The following is a 16,123-nucleotide window of genomic DNA, read 5'->3' as shown; positions in this document are numbered from 1 at the left end:
CTAAAATCCTAATTCACTCTTATTTAAAAAGTCTAATAACTCAGCACTTGTTTTTATGTTTCTTAAAGAGTTCCTAAAATCTTCTTTCATTAATTTTCTTGATAAATTAGCTAGGATCTTCAGATGTAATGAACCTGCATCTTTTTCTGGCACTCCTATTAAAAATACAATATCAACAGGATTTTGATCTGGTGCATCCCAATCGATATCTTCTGATTTTGCAAAGGCTAAAAATGGGTCAATAACACTATCACTCTTTCCATGGGGAATAGCTACACCAAATCCTACTGCTGTACTATATTCAGCTTCTCTTTTTAAAACAGCTTTGATATAATCTTCGATATCACTTATTTTACCATCTTTATAAGCCAATAAAGCTAGCTCTCTAATTAATTCTTCTCGATTTTTCGCTTTGGAATTTAATAGTACCAATCTTTCATTAATTAACATTTTTACCTCCTATTAAAGCCTGATAGGCTGATTTAGCATCTTTTTGTTGCATTAAAGTATCCTTTATTTTTGACAATTCTTCCATACTGTACTGTGCTATTCTATCTTTAACTATGGGAATCATTGCTGCACTCATCGATAGTTCATCAATTCCCATACCAGTTAGTATCATTGCATAGTCAGGATCACCGGCTGTTTCACCACATACCCCAACTTCAATATGATTTTTCTTTGCAGATTCCACTGTCATCTTTATCAATCTCAATATGCTTGGATGATATGGCTCATAAAGGTATGAAACGTTTTTATTCATTCTATCAACTGCACAACTATATTGTATTAAATCATTAGTTCCAATACTGAAAAAATCAACCTCTTTAGCTAAAATATCAGATGATATTGCCGCTGCTGGTATCTCAATCATTATCCCAACTTCTATATTTTCATCAAAATCTATGGCTTCTTGTTTTAGTTCACTCTTACATTCTTCTATTAATTTTTTACTTTCTAATATCTCTTCTAGATTGCTAACCATAGGTAACATGATTTTTACCTTCCCAAATGCGCTGGATCTCAATATTGCTCTTAATTGCGTTTTAAATATTTCTTTGTTTTGCAAACAAAATCTAATTGCCCTAAGACCTAAAAAAGGGTTCATTTCTTCAGGGAACTTGTAATATGGTAACATCTTATCTCCGCCGATATCTAAAGTTCTAATGATAACTTCATTCGGAATTATTTTCACGATTTCACTGTAATACTTAAATTGTTCTTCTTCAGTAGGAAAATGATCACTATTCATATAAATAAGCTCAGTTCTCAATAATCCTATTCCAAATCCTCCATTTTCTTTCACTAATAAAGCTTCTTCTCTTGATCCAACATTACCAAAAATCTTTATTTCGCGTCCGTCTTTTGTTAAGCACTTTTTATTTTTATATGTGGATAGTCTAATTTTTTCTTTATTCTGTTCATTTTCTAATTTAGAATAATAATTTATTTGTTCTTCTGAAGGATTAACAATTATCTCAGTATTATCACAATCCATTATCACAATTGAATTATCTTTTATTAAATCTAATGCACTTTCTACACCTACTAATGTTGGAATACCTTTTGCTTTTGCTACTATCGCAGCATGACTAGTAACACTACCTTCTTCAAGTATTATGCCCTTTACATAATTATTAAGTTGAATAGTCTGAGATGGTTTAAGATCTTTAGCCACAATGATTGTATCTTTTGATATATCAGCTAAATTTTGAGTTTCTATCCCTATTAAATTTCTCAAAAGAGTGTCTGTTACATCAATAATGTCTTTAGCTCTAGCTTTAAGATATTCATCTTGGATGTTCATAAAAGTATTAACGATCTCGTTTCTAGCTTCTAACACAGCATATTCAGCATTATTAAGATTTGAATTAATTTTGTTAATTACTGAATCTATGAACATCGGATCATTTGCCATATCAAGATGAGCTTCAAAAATTTGAGCTTCACTTGTGCCAACTGTCGATACAGCTCTCTCTTTGATTCGTTCTATATCCTCAATAGTTTTCTTATGAGCTTCTTTAAATTTATTCACTTCTTTTTCTATATCATCTTTTTTCATTACTTTTTTTTGAATCATTTTTTCTATATTTTGCTCATTTACTACAAATGCAGTCCCTATAGCAACTCCGCCATATACTTTTTTCCCCTTCATTTTTAACCTCCACATATATGATTTAACTTGACATATTATGCTCACTTTTGATTGTTTTAATTCTACCATAATATATACCACTAATCAACAAAAAAAACTAAAAAAAATTCACGTTCTTATAAATATAATGCCTTGGATATTATTTTAACTCCAAGGCTTTTGAAAATACTTATTTAATGTATAATTTAATTAGTTCCAAACACATTTTTACATCATCTTTAGAAACCATCTCTGATTGAGAATGTATATATCTACAAGGTACAGATATTGCACCTGTTTTAACTCCTGATTTTGACATATGAATAGCTCCGGCATCTGTTCCACCATGTTCTAAAACTTCTATCTGGTATTTTATACCTGTTTTTTCTGCTAATTCAATCAATGAGTTTTTTATATCTTTATCTGCTATAAGTGAATAATCCATTGCTTTTATAGCAGCTCCATTGAATAATTTTACACTTAGTTTCTCATTTTTAGGGGTGTCAAAAGTAGAAGTTACATCAATTGCCAAACCTATATCAGGATCAATTGAGAATGCTGCAGTTTTTGCACCTCTTATTCCCACTTCTTCTTGCACAGTAAAAACAAAATATAAATCATACGAATTACTAGTGATATTTTTAATTGTTTCTATTAATATATAACAACCAATCCTATCATCTAAATATGGAGAAATAATTACTTTTTCAGTTTCTATGAATTCATTTTGAAAAATACAAATATCTCCGATTTTTACGGCCTTCATTGTATCTTCTCTTCCATCAGTCCCTATGTCTATATACAATTTTTCTATTTTTAACTTATCATTATCTTCAAGTTTTTCTGAGCAAATTACTCCAATGGTTCCATTTTCAAATCTTACTCTATAGCCTAGAATTAGGTTTGGATTAATTCCCCCTATGTTAGTAAATCTAATAAATCCCTTTTCATCTATATCTATTACCATCAAGCCTATCTGATCCATATGTGATGAAATCATCATTTTCTTGCCAGATCCCATTTTATGTGCAATTAAATTACCAAGGGCATCTATTTTTATTTCATCAACATATTCTTTTATTTCATTTACTATTAAATTTCTTATTATTTCTTCTCTTGACGAAGGTCCATAAGTTGTAACAATTTTTTTTAATAAGTTAGAATCTATCATTTTTTTCCCCCTCACAAAGAATTGGCACTAAATGTTTTATTAATAAAACAGTATTGTAATAATCATCTTTGTTTATTATTGATGAAGTGCTGTGTATATATCTTGTGGCTAAAGATATTGCTAATGTTTTTGAACCAGATCTAGAAACTTGTATCTCTCCAGCATCATTTCCGCCACTTGAAGTTTTTCTATATTGATATGGAATATTATTCTTCATTGCAGTATTCACTGCAATCTCTCTCAATTCATAGTCGTATAAGGAATGCCTATCTACTAATGAAATTACTGGTCCATGTCCTAGTTTTGTAGGTACTAAATGTGAATCTAATTCTGGCATCTCATAGCAAACTGTGCCCTCAAGGATAACACTTATATCAGGGTTTATGCTGTAAGCAGCTGGCCCTGCACCTACTAAGCCAACTTCTTCCATAACAGTAAAAACAGCGTAAAAATCATACTCTATATTTTCATCTTTTATTAAATCTATTAGAATAGAGCAGCCAACTCTGTCGTCTAATGCTTTTGCTTTAATATTTCCATCACCAAATTCCTCATACTTAGTATTAAAGGCAATATAATCTCCTATTTCTATTAATTGCTCGGCTTCGCTTTTGTTATCAGCACCAATATCTATATATAAATTTTCTAGAGGAATTGTATTGTCTCTCTCGTTATTTTTTTGCAAATGTATTGGTTTAGCACCTATAACTCCAGGAACTTTATTTTTTCCAATAATTACAGTTTTTGAAACTAAAACTCTTTTGTCTATTCCACCTACAGTAGTAAATTTAACGAACCCCAGCTCATCTATATCTGTTACAATAAGACCTACTTCATCCATATGAGCAGCAAATAATACTTTATTTTTTGATTCTTTGATCCCTTTCTTATGAACAATTAGATTCCCGATTTTATCTATTTTTATTTCATCTGCATATTGCTTCACTTCTTTAAAAATTATATCTCTTACTTCTTTTTCATTTCCAGACACACCATTAGCTTGTGTTAATATTTCTAATAACATAAATTTTCCTCCACAAAACTGTAGTTAATTTTTTTAGTATTCTTAATAAAATTTGATAATAAAATCGAAGTGAATCTAATATCTTTTAGATCAACCAGTTCTACTGAAGTATGCATGTATCTAAGTGGTACAGAAATAACTAGTGTTGGTATCCCTTCCTTGGTTATTTGAATTGCAGAACCATCAGTACCTGTGGGGCCTGGCTCTATAGAATGTTGATATGGAATATTATATTCTTTTGCAACCTCAATTAATTGTTTTCTTAAGGTATTATCAATATTCCCTCCCAAAGTTATTCCAGGGCCTTTACCCAATATTAAAGTTTCAGATTTCTTCAATTCAGGAGTATATCCAAAACCAACATCTATAGCAATTCCGATATCAGGGTTTATTGAATATGCACTTGTTCTTGCACCACTCATTGTAACTTCCTCTTGCACAGTACATACCATATATACATCCGGATAATGTTTAATACTATTTAACCTCTTTACTAAATCATATAAAACTGCCACGCCAACTCTGTCATCCATTGATTTTCCAGCCATTCTGTCGTTTGACAAAAGCATAGACTCTCTTTTAATGCTGATAAAATCACCAATATGTACATACTTAATAAGATTTTCTCTGCTGTAACCCGTATCGATAATCATGTCTTTTAATTTCAAGCTTTTTTCTTGTTCTTCTTTTTCTATCATATGAGGTGGCTTGGTTCCAATGACTCCAGGGATAACTTTACTTCCATGTACAAGTACCTCCTGCCCAACTACAGTTCTCGGATCGATGCCACCAACTTCAGCGAATCTCAAAAACCCGTTATCTTCTATTTTTGTTACCATTAATCCAATTTCATCCATATGAGCTGCTAGCATTATTTTAAAACCATCATCATTTGTTCCCTTTTTAAAAAAAATAATATTCCCCAAGGAGTCTATTTCAGTGCTATCTACATAATCCTTAAATATGTTTATGATCATTTCATGTAAATTATACTCTTGACCAGATACCCCATATGAATTTGTTAAAGTCATTAATGCTTCTCTAATATCCATTATTTCACCTCATTACTATGATTATATGAGAAATGGGCTGTATATACAGCCCATTAACTCTATATTTGCTATTCTTCACTAGAATTATTTATATTATTCTCAACATTCTTATGACTTAAATTCACTTTTTTATTTTCTTCATCAATATCGACAATTTCTACCTTTATTTTGTCTCCAATCTTCAATACATCACTTGGCTTTTCTATATGATCATTTGAAATTTGCGAAACATGCAACAAGCCGTCTACCCCATTAATTAATCTAACGAAAGCACCGAAGTCCAATAAATTTACAATTTCACCCTCAATTACATCTCCAACTTTGTAATTCTGAATAAATTCTTCCCATGGTTCTTGTAAAGTTTGTTTCAAGCCTAGTGAGATTTTTCCTTTCTCTTGATCAATACTTAATACTTTTACTTCTACTTCTTGTCCTTCTTTTAGGACTTCAGAAGGATGTTTTATTCTGTACCAAGCCATGTCTGAGATGTGTATCAATCCATCTACTCCACCTACATCTACAAAAGCACCAAAATCAGTAATTCTTTGGACTCTTCCTTTAATGATATCATTTTCATGTATGTTTTCCCAAAGATCTTTCTTCTTTTTATCTTTTTCTTCCTTTTCTACGGCTTTGCTAGATAATATTAATTTCTTCTTTTCTACATCAAAATCGATAATCTTGCATTTAAGAATTTTCCCAACAAATTGATTTAAATCCTTAACAAATTTTACAGATATTTGTGATGCAGGTATGAATCCATTTATGCCATTAATTGAAGCAATCAGTCCACCTTTAACTACATTTTTTACTTTTGCTTCAACAATTTCATCATTTTTGAATTTGTCTTCTAGTTTTTCCCAATCTTTTAAGTACTCTACACGTTTAGTTGAAAGTACAACATTTCCTTCGCCATCATCTAATTTTAAAACATAAACATCAATCTCATCACCTACTTTAAAGATATCTTTTGGATTTACATTTGAGTCTTTTGATAGCTCTTCTTTTTGAATAATTCCATCACTTTTATAATTGATGTTTACCATAACTTCATTGTTTGTTACATACAAAACTGTTCCCTTTAATACATCTCCACGATTAATTCTCTTGAAAGAACTATCGATGGCCTCCATCATTTCATCCTTGTTGAAATTTTCCATTACCCTAACAGCCTCCTTAATTATCCAATCAGGTGTTGAAGCACCTGCTGTTATACCTATTTTATTAAATTTATTTAATTCTTGCAAAGAAATTTCTGATATTGATTCTAAAAGATAAACATTGTCATTATAAATTCTACTTATGTCTGCTAATTTCTTTGTGTTTGAACTATTATTGCCTCCTAGGACTATCATAGCATCAACCTGTTTTGCTAATTCAGCAACAGATTCCTGTCTTAATCTAGTTGCATTACATATCGTATTAAAAATAATAGCTTCATTTGCTTTTTCTTCTACAATTTTTGATATTTCGGTAAATTTATCTATGTTATTGGTCGTCTGTGATACTATGCATATTTTATCCATAAAATCTAAGTTTTTTGCATCTTCAATTGTATTCACTATATATGCTTGATTGTCACACCAACCATTTATCCCTATCACTTCTGGGTGATCTTTATCTCCAACTATTATTATATTATATCCTTTACTGCTATATTCAGAAACTTTATTATGAACAGATTTTACAAAAGGGCAAGTACAATCAACTATTTTAAAACCTAGTTTCTCTATCTCCTCTATTGTATGTTTAGGCAATCCATGAGATCTTATGATAACTGCACCAGTATCTTTGCCCATTAAGCCTTCTATAGAATCTACCGTAATGATCCCTTTGTCTTCTAAATAATCAACCACTTGTTGATTATGGACCAGCGGACCATATGAGTAAACAATTTCTTCATTTTCGATTGTTTTTAAAGCAGTATTTATGGCTCTTTCTACTCCGAAACAAAATCCTGCATTCTTTGATATAATTACCTCCACAATTAACCTCCTAATTCATAAACTTTTCGCATGATATCTTTGCTAATTTCGGTATATTTTTCATTGCTAAGTTTTACATTATCCTCTAACTCAATATAGATAGGGTGCCCTATTATTATTTTTATCTTACTAAATAATTTATAATTTCCTTCACTATATACTGGGAGCACAGGAGATTGTGACTTTACTGCAATTAAAGCCAAACCTGATTTTATAAAGTCATCATTAAAGTATTTAACACGAGTCCCTTCTGGGAAAATGCCGAGTACTCTTTCTTCTTTTAATATTCGAAGAGATTTTTTAATCGCTGTTAAATCATTTCCTTCTCTATCAACCGGAAACACTCCAAGTGAAAATAATAATTTAGCAAATATCTTATTCTTAAATAATTCTTTTTTTGCCATCCAATGCACTTGCCTAGGGAAAAAAACTGCTAGAGTTACAGGATCCCAATTACTATGATGATTTGAACACAATATAAGTCTCCCACTCATTGGTATATTTTCTTTGCCATAAATCTCTATCCTAAAAAATAGTTTTTGAAATATAAATACTATGCCCTTAGCAAAATTATAAAACAATTTTATTTACTCCTTTAATCAATTCTATAATTAAATCCACTACTTCATCTACTGTTAGGTTTGTTGAATCTATAACAATAGCATCATCAGGAATTCTCAATGGTGATTCTTTCCTAGTGCTATCTATTTTATCTCTTTTATTAATATCATCTATAATATCAGCTAAAATAATATCAGTTTCCCCTTTTTCTATTAATTCCATATACCTTCTCTTCCCTCTTTCCTCGGGTTGAGCGGTGATGAAAAATTTATACGAAGCATTTGGCAACACAACAGTTCCAATATCTCTACCGTCCATAATAACATTATTCTTCTTTGCCATTTCTTGTTGAAGTTCAACCATCTTTTTCCTAACTTCTGAATAGCTTGATACATATGATACATTCTTGCTAACTGAATTATTTCTTATTTCCTCATCGACGATTTTGCCATCTAAGTAAATATGATTATTTAAAAAAATTATTTCTGTGTTTTCAAGTAAGCTTAATACTTCATTTTCATTTTTTGGATCTAATCCATTTTCTAAAACTTTTAAAGTAAAAGCTCGATACATCGCACCCGTATCTATATATTCTAAATTTAATTTTTTTGCAATTTTCTTTGCAACAGTACTTTTGCCTGCGCCAGCAGGTCCATCAATTGCAATAGATAATAAAGTTTTATCCATACTTTCCTCCTAATGAATATAGCCACCAAAAGGTGGCAATCTAACTTGAAAGATCAGGCCTTAGAACGCTGGCATCTCTTAAGTACACATGTTCAACTCCATCTTGGTTTGTCTCAGATAAATATAAAATCAATACTCTAATGCATTTACTAAGACTTCCTTTTACAGCCATTTCTTGAAAGCACATCAAGCTGCATTGAGTATATCCCAACATTCTAGCTGCTTTTGCTGGATATGCAGCATCCAAATCAATAGTTGCCGTAAATAGCATGCATATGACATTGTTTTTTATTAGCTTATTTCTTTTTTCGATTGTTTCTATGAGCTCTTTAGTTGAAGATAAAATGCTCTCTTCTGTATTATCATCGACGGTTATAGCTCCTCTTATAGAGACAGTATTCATGATTATCTCCTTTTAATTATATAATATTAAGTGCCTATTAACAAGCAATTTATATATTAATTCCAGCTAAGTAACCTGTTGAAAATGCAATCTGTAAATTATAACCACCAGTTAATGCATCTATATCAATAATTTCTCCAGCAAAATATAAGCCAGGTACTATTTTTGATTCCATGGTTGAAGGATTGATTTCATCTACTTTTATTCCACCACTAGTTACTATGGCTTCTTCTATCGGTCTCAACCTAACAAACTCTAAATTTAATCTTTTAATAGAATTAATTAATTTTTTTCTTTCTGATTTAGTGATCTGATTTACTTTCTTATTTGGATCGATAGATGAATTGTTAATTATCCAATCTATCATATTTTTTGGCAATAAATCAACAAGTGCATTTTTTATATCTTTGTTTTTGTATTTCTCAAAATCTCTTAATATTCGTAATTCTAATTTATCATCGGTCAAAGCTGGTTTAAAATCTATAAATAAATTTACATTTGGAATATATTTATTTATATAATTACTCATAGTCAATACAATAGGCCCAGAGATACCAAAATGTGTAAATATCATTTCTCCAAACTCTTTATGAATTAATTTGCCCTCACGTGTTTTTGCTATTAATTCTACATTTTTTAATGAAAGCCCTCTTACTTGATCTAAATAGTTACTCTTTATTTCAATTGGAACTAGAGATGGTTTCAAAGAAACAATGGTATGCCCTAATTTTTTTGCAAATTTATATCCATCGCCTGTAGAGCCAGTAGCTGGATAACTAACACCTCCAGTTGTTATTATAATTTTATCAAATATATATTTTTCATTATTATCATTCTCAATCTTAAATTTACTTTCATCATAATAAATATCAGTCACTTTAGTTTTAAGTAATAATTTTACTTTTGATTTAAGCAAATATCTTTCAAGCGCTTTACTTACATCAATAGATTTATCAGAAACTGGGAAAACACGATTACCCCTTTCTATTTTAACTTCTAACCCATACTCTTTTAGTAAATCTAAAAGCATATCATTAGTAAAAGTATATAATGCACTATACAAAAACTGAGGATTAGTGACAATATTATCAAAAAATTCATCTATTGAAGAAGAGTTAGTAATGTTACATCTACCTTTACCAGTTATCAAAAGTTTCTTGCCAATCATGTTATTTTTTTCAAACAGAGTTACTTCATGTCCTCTATTAGCGGCAATGCAGCTTGCAATTATTCCTGATGGGCCTGCCCCAATTACTCCAACTTTGGTCATTTGCATACCCCCTTAATTGTATTATCATTATTATATAAGTATAATATATCATATTAGATAATAAGTTATATTAATAATACAAAAAAACAACTAGATTGAACTAGTTGTTTTTTGTATTACTAGATTCATTATAAGTACCATATTTCTCCCAAATAGACTCTAACTCTTCAAAATAAGGAGTTATATCTTCTCTTCTTTTAGCTGCTATTGCTAATATAAATGTATTTATTAGGCTCATAGGAGCTACTAATGAATCGACAAATGATAACATTTCCGATTTAGCTATTAGTGATATATCGGATCGACTATATGCAGGAGATAAACTGCTATCAGTAAATGTTATTATTTTACTACCTTTAGTATTCACATAATCTAAAGCATCTAATGTCCTTTTTGAATATCTAGGATAAGTTATGCAAATAAGAACATCGCTTGGTTTAATTTTTGCTAATTGTTCAAATATATCATTGGCTGAAGGTTGAATTAATTTAACATTATCAAATATAAAATTTAGATAAAAATTTAAATACCCCGCTAGAAATGTTGAACTCCTTAATCCAATGATAAAAATATTTTCGGCTTCTATGATACTATTTACTGCTAAATTAAAATTAGGTTCATTGATTTCTAACATGGTTTTTTTCATATTTTCCATATCTTTTCCCATAACTTTATCTATAAATTCACTACTTTTACTTAGCTCATCTGATAAAGATATTCTTTGAACGGTAGTCAATTTGTTTCTTATCAACTCCTGTAAATCTCTCTGCAACTCTTTATATCCAGTATAACCAAGTACATTGGCAAATCTAACTACTGTTGATTCACTTACATTCAATTGATTTCCTATCGCTGCTGCTGTCATAAATGCCGCTTTATCATAGTGATTAATTATATATTCAGCTATGATTTTCTGTGCCTTGCTGAGACTCATAAAATTTTCTTGAATATTTGTAATTACGTTCTGATCCATCAGCAATATCCTCTCTATACTATTAAATTTCTTCCTTCAATTAAAGCATTTCTGTTTAATTCTTCTGTTCCTTTAGGGACTCTATCCAAAACAGCATTTTCAAGTGATTTTTCCGATACGAGATTCAGAATTTTATTAAGAGCTCCAAGTGCTACAATATTTGCAACCATGGATTTTTTTAGTTTCTCATTAGCTGTCTCTATTATTGGAATTTGATACACGGTAATATCATCCCTATCGGGTTTATCGACTGAGCTGTCGATTACTAGAATTCCACCTTTTTTTAGAGATTTAAGATATTTCTTACATGCTACATTAGTAAGAGCTAAAAGTAAATCACATTCAGTTATCTTTGGAAAAACAATCTCTTTATCGCTAATGATAACTTCTGCTTTACTTGCTCCACCCCTTGCTTCTGGACCATATGACTGTGATTGAAGTGCATTTTTACCATCAAGTATCGCAGCTTCAGCAAGTATAATGCCTCCAGTTATAAGGCCTTGTCCCCCTGAGCCTGTTAATCTAATTTCATATTGTTTCATTAATTCCTCTCCTTTCCAAGAGAATCAATCAGCATTTGATACTGCTCAGTATATTCTTTTCTTTCTTTCGAATACAACTTTCCAATAGGGAATTTACCTATTTTCTTTTCATCACTCATTTTTTGCCAAGCAGAATACATAACTCCATTTTCTTTCAAGTATTGAATCATGTCCACTGCTGAACCTTTTTTATTTTTTCTACCATAATAAGTAGGACATGTGGTAACAGCTTCGATAAAAGAAAAGCCTTTATTTAAAATCCCTTCTTGTATTACTTTTTCAAGTATATTAACTGCATAAACAGTACCTCTTGCAACATAAGTTGCCCCAGCGGCATTTGCTAATTCGCATAAGTCAAAATTTGGATCAATATTTCCAAAAGGAGCAGTTGTTGCTTTATCACCAGTAGGCGTTGTAGGTGAGTATTGTCCTCCTGTCATTCCATAAATACTATTATTAAAAACTACTGTAGTTAAATCTATATTTCTTCTTGCAGCGTGAATTAAATGATTGCCTCCAATTGCAGAAGAATCACCATCACCTGTAATTACTATCACATGCAATTTAGGATTCGCTAATTTTACTCCAGTAGCAAAAGCTAATGCTCTTCCATGTGTAGTATGGAGTGTATTAAAATCTAAGTAACCTGCTGCTCTTGAGGAACAGCCAATACCAGATACAATACAAACATCATCTTTAGATATATTTAAGTTATCAATAGCTTTTACTATAGCTCTAGTTACTATTCCATTTCCACAACCAGGACACCAAATATGTGGAAGTGTTTCCGTTCTAAAATAATTGGTTATTAATTCACTAGGCATATATATCCTCCTCAATAAATGAAACTATTTCCTGTGGAGTAATTATTTCCCCATTAATCTTACCATATTTTCCTATCTTACATTGACCAGATACTATTCTTTGAACTTCTAATAAATACTGACCAGCGTTTAACTCAACTACATATATTTTTTTTACTTTTTTGCTAAGCTCAGATAATTGTTTTTCAGGTGAAGGCCATATTGTTATAGGTCTAAACATTCCAATTTTAATCCCTAATTCCCTTAGCTCATTTACCGCTACTTTAGATGATCTTGAAATTGCACCAAATGAAACTATAGCATAATCTGCATCATCTAACATATATTCTTCGTATGTTACAATATCATCTTTGTTGTTCTCTATTTTATTAATTAATCTCTTCAGTAATTTGTCAGCTACTACCTCATTTCCACTAGGAAATCCAGTTTCGTCATGAACTAATCCAGTCACATTATATCTATAACCTTCCCCAAAAGCTGCCATTTCTGGAACTACGTCATTCTCGCTTACTTTATAAGCTAAATATTTATCAGGAGGTACTGTAGGTTTTTTTCGATCATATATTTCTATATCTTTTAATTCTTCTAGATCTATTTTTTCCCTCATATGCCCAATTATTTCATCCATCAACAAAATAACTGGGGTTCTATATTTCTCTGATAGATTGAAAGCTCTAATTGTAGTAGTATAAATTTCTTTTACTGAGGCTGGATAAAGTGCGATTATTGAATGATCTCCATGTGTTCCCCATCTTGCTTGCATTATATCACTTTGTGAAGGAGAAGTAGGCATGCCTGTGCTTGGTCCACTTCTTTGAACATCAACAATAACAATTGGAATCTCAGCCATTATGCCATATCCAATATTTTCTTGTTTAAGGCTAAATCCTGGACCAGATGTCGCAGTCATAGATTTTATACCTGTTAAAGAGGCTCCAAGAGCTGCTGCAATACCTGCAATTTCATCTTCCATTTGAATGAATTTGCCCCCATGTTTTGGCAATAATTCAGCAGATAATTCAGCGATTTCTGTGGATGGTGTTATTGGATACCCCGAATAAAATCGCATTCCAGCATGTATTGCCCCAGCTACACATGCTTCATTGCCTTGCATTAGTTTTATTTCTGACATTACTTTTCCTCCTCTAAATATATAGCGTAATCTGGACAATGGTATTCACATTGGCCACACTTTATACACTTATCTACATCTTTAATTACTACTTTTTCATTTTCAACTGCTAAAACTTGCTTAGGGCATACAAATACACAAATTCCGCATCCTTTGCACCAAAGAGTATTTGTCTTTAAAGACAGTTTTTCTTTTATAAGCATTTTAGTACCTCCTTTAATTCATCTAATAAAATAATATCAAACTAAATATTATTTTGCAAGTTTTGTTTCATATTTTTTAAATTTTAGATTTTGTTGAAAGTTATCCTTCAATTCTTGAAAAGATATTAATAAATTTGAGTATAAAAATACAAAGAACAAATTAATATTAATTTGTTCTTTGTATTTTTATACTGGATAAGTTTTATCTTCTTCATTTAATAAATCAGTTTCAATTTTATATTTAGATGCCATTCTTTGTTTGAAAAAATTCATTGCAACTTGAGGAAATAAAGCATAACTTAAAACATCTTCTTCCTGTTCGATATATTGTTTGATTTCATTTCGATATTTGTCAAGTTCTGGCTCTAATAAATCAGCTGGCCTTCCTTCATATATTTTTTCTTCGCCTATTATTATCTTCTTTATTTCATCTTTTATTGGTACAGCAGGTTTCCCATATAAACCTTTTACATAATTTTTAACTTCATTAGGTACCATTTTATATCTTTCTGAGGATAATACATTGAATAGTGCTTGAGTTCCAACCATCTGGCTCATTGGAGTTACTAATGGAGGAAATCCTAAATCTTCCCGTACTTTAGGTATTTCTATTAAGACTTCTTCGTATTTATCTTCCTTTCCCTGTGCTTTTAATTGGGAAACAAGATTTGACAACATACCTCCTGGTACTTGATATTTTAGAGTGTTTACATCTACTGATAGCACCTTATTATCCAATAGTCCTTCTTTCTCATATTTATTGCGTAAACCTCTAAAGTAATCAGATATTTCCAAAATTAAATCAAAATCAATATCTGGATAGTAACTACTCCCTTCTAATGAAGCAATCATAGGTTCTGTTGCAGGTTGACTCGTACCATTTCCCAATGGAGAAATTGCAGTATCTATTATATCTGCACCTGCCTCAATAGCTTTCAGATATGTTTGATTAGCGATTCCACTAGTAAAATGCGAATGAATTTCAAGTGGTAAATCAATTACTTTTTTAATTTCGCTAACTAACTCATAAGCAGTATAAGGTAACAATATTCCCGACATATCCTTGATGCATATTGAATCTACACCCATTTCAGCCATACCTTTAGCTACATTTACATAATAGTCAATATTATGCACTGGGCTTACAGTGTAACTAATTGCTCCTTGTGCAAGCCCTCCGTATTTCTTAGTTGCTTTTACAGAAGTTTCTAAATTTCTTAGATCGTTTAAAGCATCAAAAATTCTTATTATGTCTATGCCATTTTTGATTGACAATCTGATAAATTCTTCAACTACATCATCAGGATAGTGTTTATATCCGAGTAAGTTTTGCCCTCTTAATAACATTTGCAACTTTGTATTTTTAAATGCTTTTCTTAATGCTCTCAATCTATCCCATGGATCCTCATTTAAAAATCTTAAGCAAGTATCAAATGTAGCTCCACCCCATACTTCTAAAGCATAATAGCCAACTTTGTCCATTTTTTCTGCTACTGGTAACATATCTTCTGTTCTCATCCTTGTTGCGATGAGAGATTGATGTGCATCTCTAAAAGCTGTCTCAACTATTTTAACTTTTGTCATGATTTCCCTCCTCTATTTTCTATACAAAATAATCTTGGTGGGTTATTTACTTGATTTATAAAGTTCACTTCGAATATATTGTATTTCTTTTGATCTTGCAAACTTAAATAACTTCGCACCGATGTATATTCTTTAAAACCACCATCATGACTAATATATGAAATGATCACAACTAATCCATTTTCTTTTAATAAGCCCAGCGTTTTATTTATACTTTCTAATGTTGTAGATGCAATGGTAGTGATATCTTTATGACTACCAGGTAAATATCCTAAATTATAGATAGCAAAATCTATTTTTTCTTTGATGTATTTATCAACTTCCGTATGACTATCATTTATTAAAACAGTTTGGTCCAATAAATCAGCTTTTGTTAATTTTTCTTTTGTTATTTCTATGGCGATTTCCTGAATATCAAAACCATAGACTTTACCATTCTTCCCAACTTTTTGAGATAACTTGATTATGTCATTTCCATTACCCACGGTAGCATCAAGGCATGTATTACCACTTTGAACAAATCTATCAATTAATATATCTTCAATTGAAATTACATTATTTAAATAATCTTTCATAAA

General features: G+C 30.8%; 17 protein-coding genes. All 17 read right to left on the bottom strand.

Going from position 1 to position 16,123, the window contains the following annotated elements; all coding sequences use genetic code 11:
- Complete coding sequence (locus E4100_RS07050; RefSeq protein ID WP_135271336.1) at window positions 1-450, bottom strand: PTS sugar transporter subunit IIA; 450 nt, start codon at window positions 448-450, stop codon at window positions 1-3.
- On the bottom strand, window positions 440-2,155 hold the full coding sequence (gene ptsP / locus E4100_RS07045) for a phosphoenolpyruvate--protein phosphotransferase (RefSeq protein WP_135271335.1): 1,716 nt from the start codon (window positions 2,153-2,155) through the stop codon (window positions 440-442). Before ptsP ends, E4100_RS07050 begins: the two co-directional genes overlap by 11 nt.
- A gap of 169 nt (window positions 2,156-2,324) precedes the next feature.
- Window positions 2,325-3,305: a M42 family metallopeptidase gene (locus tag E4100_RS07040; protein ID WP_135271334.1), complete on the bottom strand. Its 981-nt coding sequence runs from the start codon at window positions 3,303-3,305 to the stop codon at window positions 2,325-2,327.
- Window positions 3,292-4,329, bottom strand: coding sequence for a M42 family metallopeptidase (locus tag E4100_RS07035; RefSeq protein WP_135271333.1), 1,038 nt, complete (start codon window positions 4,327-4,329; stop codon window positions 3,292-3,294). Before E4100_RS07035 ends, E4100_RS07040 begins: the two co-directional genes overlap by 14 nt.
- Window positions 4,320-5,381, bottom strand: a complete 1,062-nt coding sequence (locus tag E4100_RS07030) for a M42 family metallopeptidase (protein WP_135271332.1) — start codon at window positions 5,379-5,381, stop codon at window positions 4,320-4,322. The genes E4100_RS07035 and E4100_RS07030 overlap by 10 nt, the downstream gene beginning before the upstream one ends.
- 68 nt (window positions 5,382-5,449) lie before the next feature.
- Window positions 5,450-7,366: a bifunctional 4-hydroxy-3-methylbut-2-enyl diphosphate reductase/30S ribosomal protein S1 gene (locus E4100_RS07025; protein WP_135271331.1), complete on the bottom strand. Its 1,917-nt coding sequence runs from the start codon at window positions 7,364-7,366 to the stop codon at window positions 5,450-5,452.
- A gap of 2 nt (window positions 7,367-7,368) precedes the next feature.
- A complete protein-coding gene (locus tag E4100_RS07020; protein WP_135271330.1) occupies window positions 7,369-7,947 on the bottom strand; it encodes a lysophospholipid acyltransferase family protein in 579 nt (192 codons plus the stop codon).
- On the bottom strand, window positions 7,937-8,614 hold the full coding sequence (gene cmk, locus E4100_RS07015) for a (d)CMP kinase (RefSeq protein WP_135271329.1): 678 nt from the start codon (window positions 8,612-8,614) through the stop codon (window positions 7,937-7,939). Before cmk ends, E4100_RS07020 begins: the two co-directional genes overlap by 11 nt.
- 40 nt (window positions 8,615-8,654) lie before the next feature.
- Window positions 8,655-9,017: a chorismate mutase gene (aroH, locus tag E4100_RS07010; RefSeq protein WP_135271328.1), complete on the bottom strand. Its 363-nt coding sequence runs from the start codon at window positions 9,015-9,017 to the stop codon at window positions 8,655-8,657.
- 49 nt (window positions 9,018-9,066) lie between these two features.
- A complete protein-coding gene (locus tag E4100_RS07005) occupies window positions 9,067-10,287 on the bottom strand; it encodes a BaiN/RdsA family NAD(P)/FAD-dependent oxidoreductase (RefSeq protein ID WP_135271327.1) in 1,221 nt (406 codons plus the stop codon).
- 100 nt (window positions 10,288-10,387) lie between these two features.
- Window positions 10,388-11,260, bottom strand: a complete 873-nt coding sequence (locus tag E4100_RS07000; protein WP_135271326.1) for a MurR/RpiR family transcriptional regulator — start codon at window positions 11,258-11,260, stop codon at window positions 10,388-10,390.
- 14 nt (window positions 11,261-11,274) lie between these two features.
- Complete coding sequence (locus tag E4100_RS06995) at window positions 11,275-11,802, bottom strand: 2-oxoacid:acceptor oxidoreductase family protein (RefSeq protein ID WP_135271325.1); 528 nt, start codon at window positions 11,800-11,802, stop codon at window positions 11,275-11,277.
- Window positions 11,802-12,626 (bottom strand): 2-oxoacid:ferredoxin oxidoreductase subunit beta, encoded by an 825-nt coding sequence (locus E4100_RS06990; RefSeq protein WP_135271324.1) that lies wholly within the window; start codon window positions 12,624-12,626, stop codon window positions 11,802-11,804. Before E4100_RS06990 ends, E4100_RS06995 begins: the two co-directional genes overlap by 1 nt.
- Window positions 12,619-13,758 carry a 2-oxoacid:acceptor oxidoreductase subunit alpha gene (locus E4100_RS06985; RefSeq protein WP_135271323.1) on the bottom strand — a complete coding sequence of 380 codons (1,140 nt, stop codon included), beginning with the start codon at window positions 13,756-13,758 and terminating at the stop codon, window positions 12,619-12,621. The genes E4100_RS06990 and E4100_RS06985 overlap by 8 nt, the downstream gene beginning before the upstream one ends.
- Window positions 13,758-13,961, bottom strand: coding sequence for a 4Fe-4S dicluster domain-containing protein (locus tag E4100_RS06980; RefSeq protein WP_135271322.1), 204 nt, complete (start codon window positions 13,959-13,961; stop codon window positions 13,758-13,760). The genes E4100_RS06985 and E4100_RS06980 overlap by 1 nt, the downstream gene beginning before the upstream one ends.
- A 186-nt stretch (window positions 13,962-14,147) precedes the next feature.
- Complete coding sequence (locus E4100_RS06975) at window positions 14,148-15,545, bottom strand: oxaloacetate decarboxylase subunit alpha (protein ID WP_135271321.1); 1,398 nt, start codon at window positions 15,543-15,545, stop codon at window positions 14,148-14,150.
- Window positions 15,542-16,120, bottom strand: coding sequence for a tRNA 5-(aminomethyl)-2-thiouridylate-methyltransferase MnmM (gene mnmM / locus E4100_RS06970; protein ID WP_135271320.1), 579 nt, complete (start codon window positions 16,118-16,120; stop codon window positions 15,542-15,544). The genes E4100_RS06975 and mnmM overlap by 4 nt, the downstream gene beginning before the upstream one ends.
- Between the last annotated feature and the right edge of the window lie 3 nt (window positions 16,121-16,123).

Origin of the sequence: Soehngenia longivitae (assembly GCF_004684055.1) — a bacterium.
Lineage (GTDB): Bacteria > Bacillota > Clostridia > Tissierellales > Tissierellaceae > Soehngenia > Soehngenia longivitae.
The sequence above is the reverse complement of the archived record's forward strand: the minus strand, read 5'-3'. Positions and strand labels throughout refer to the sequence as shown.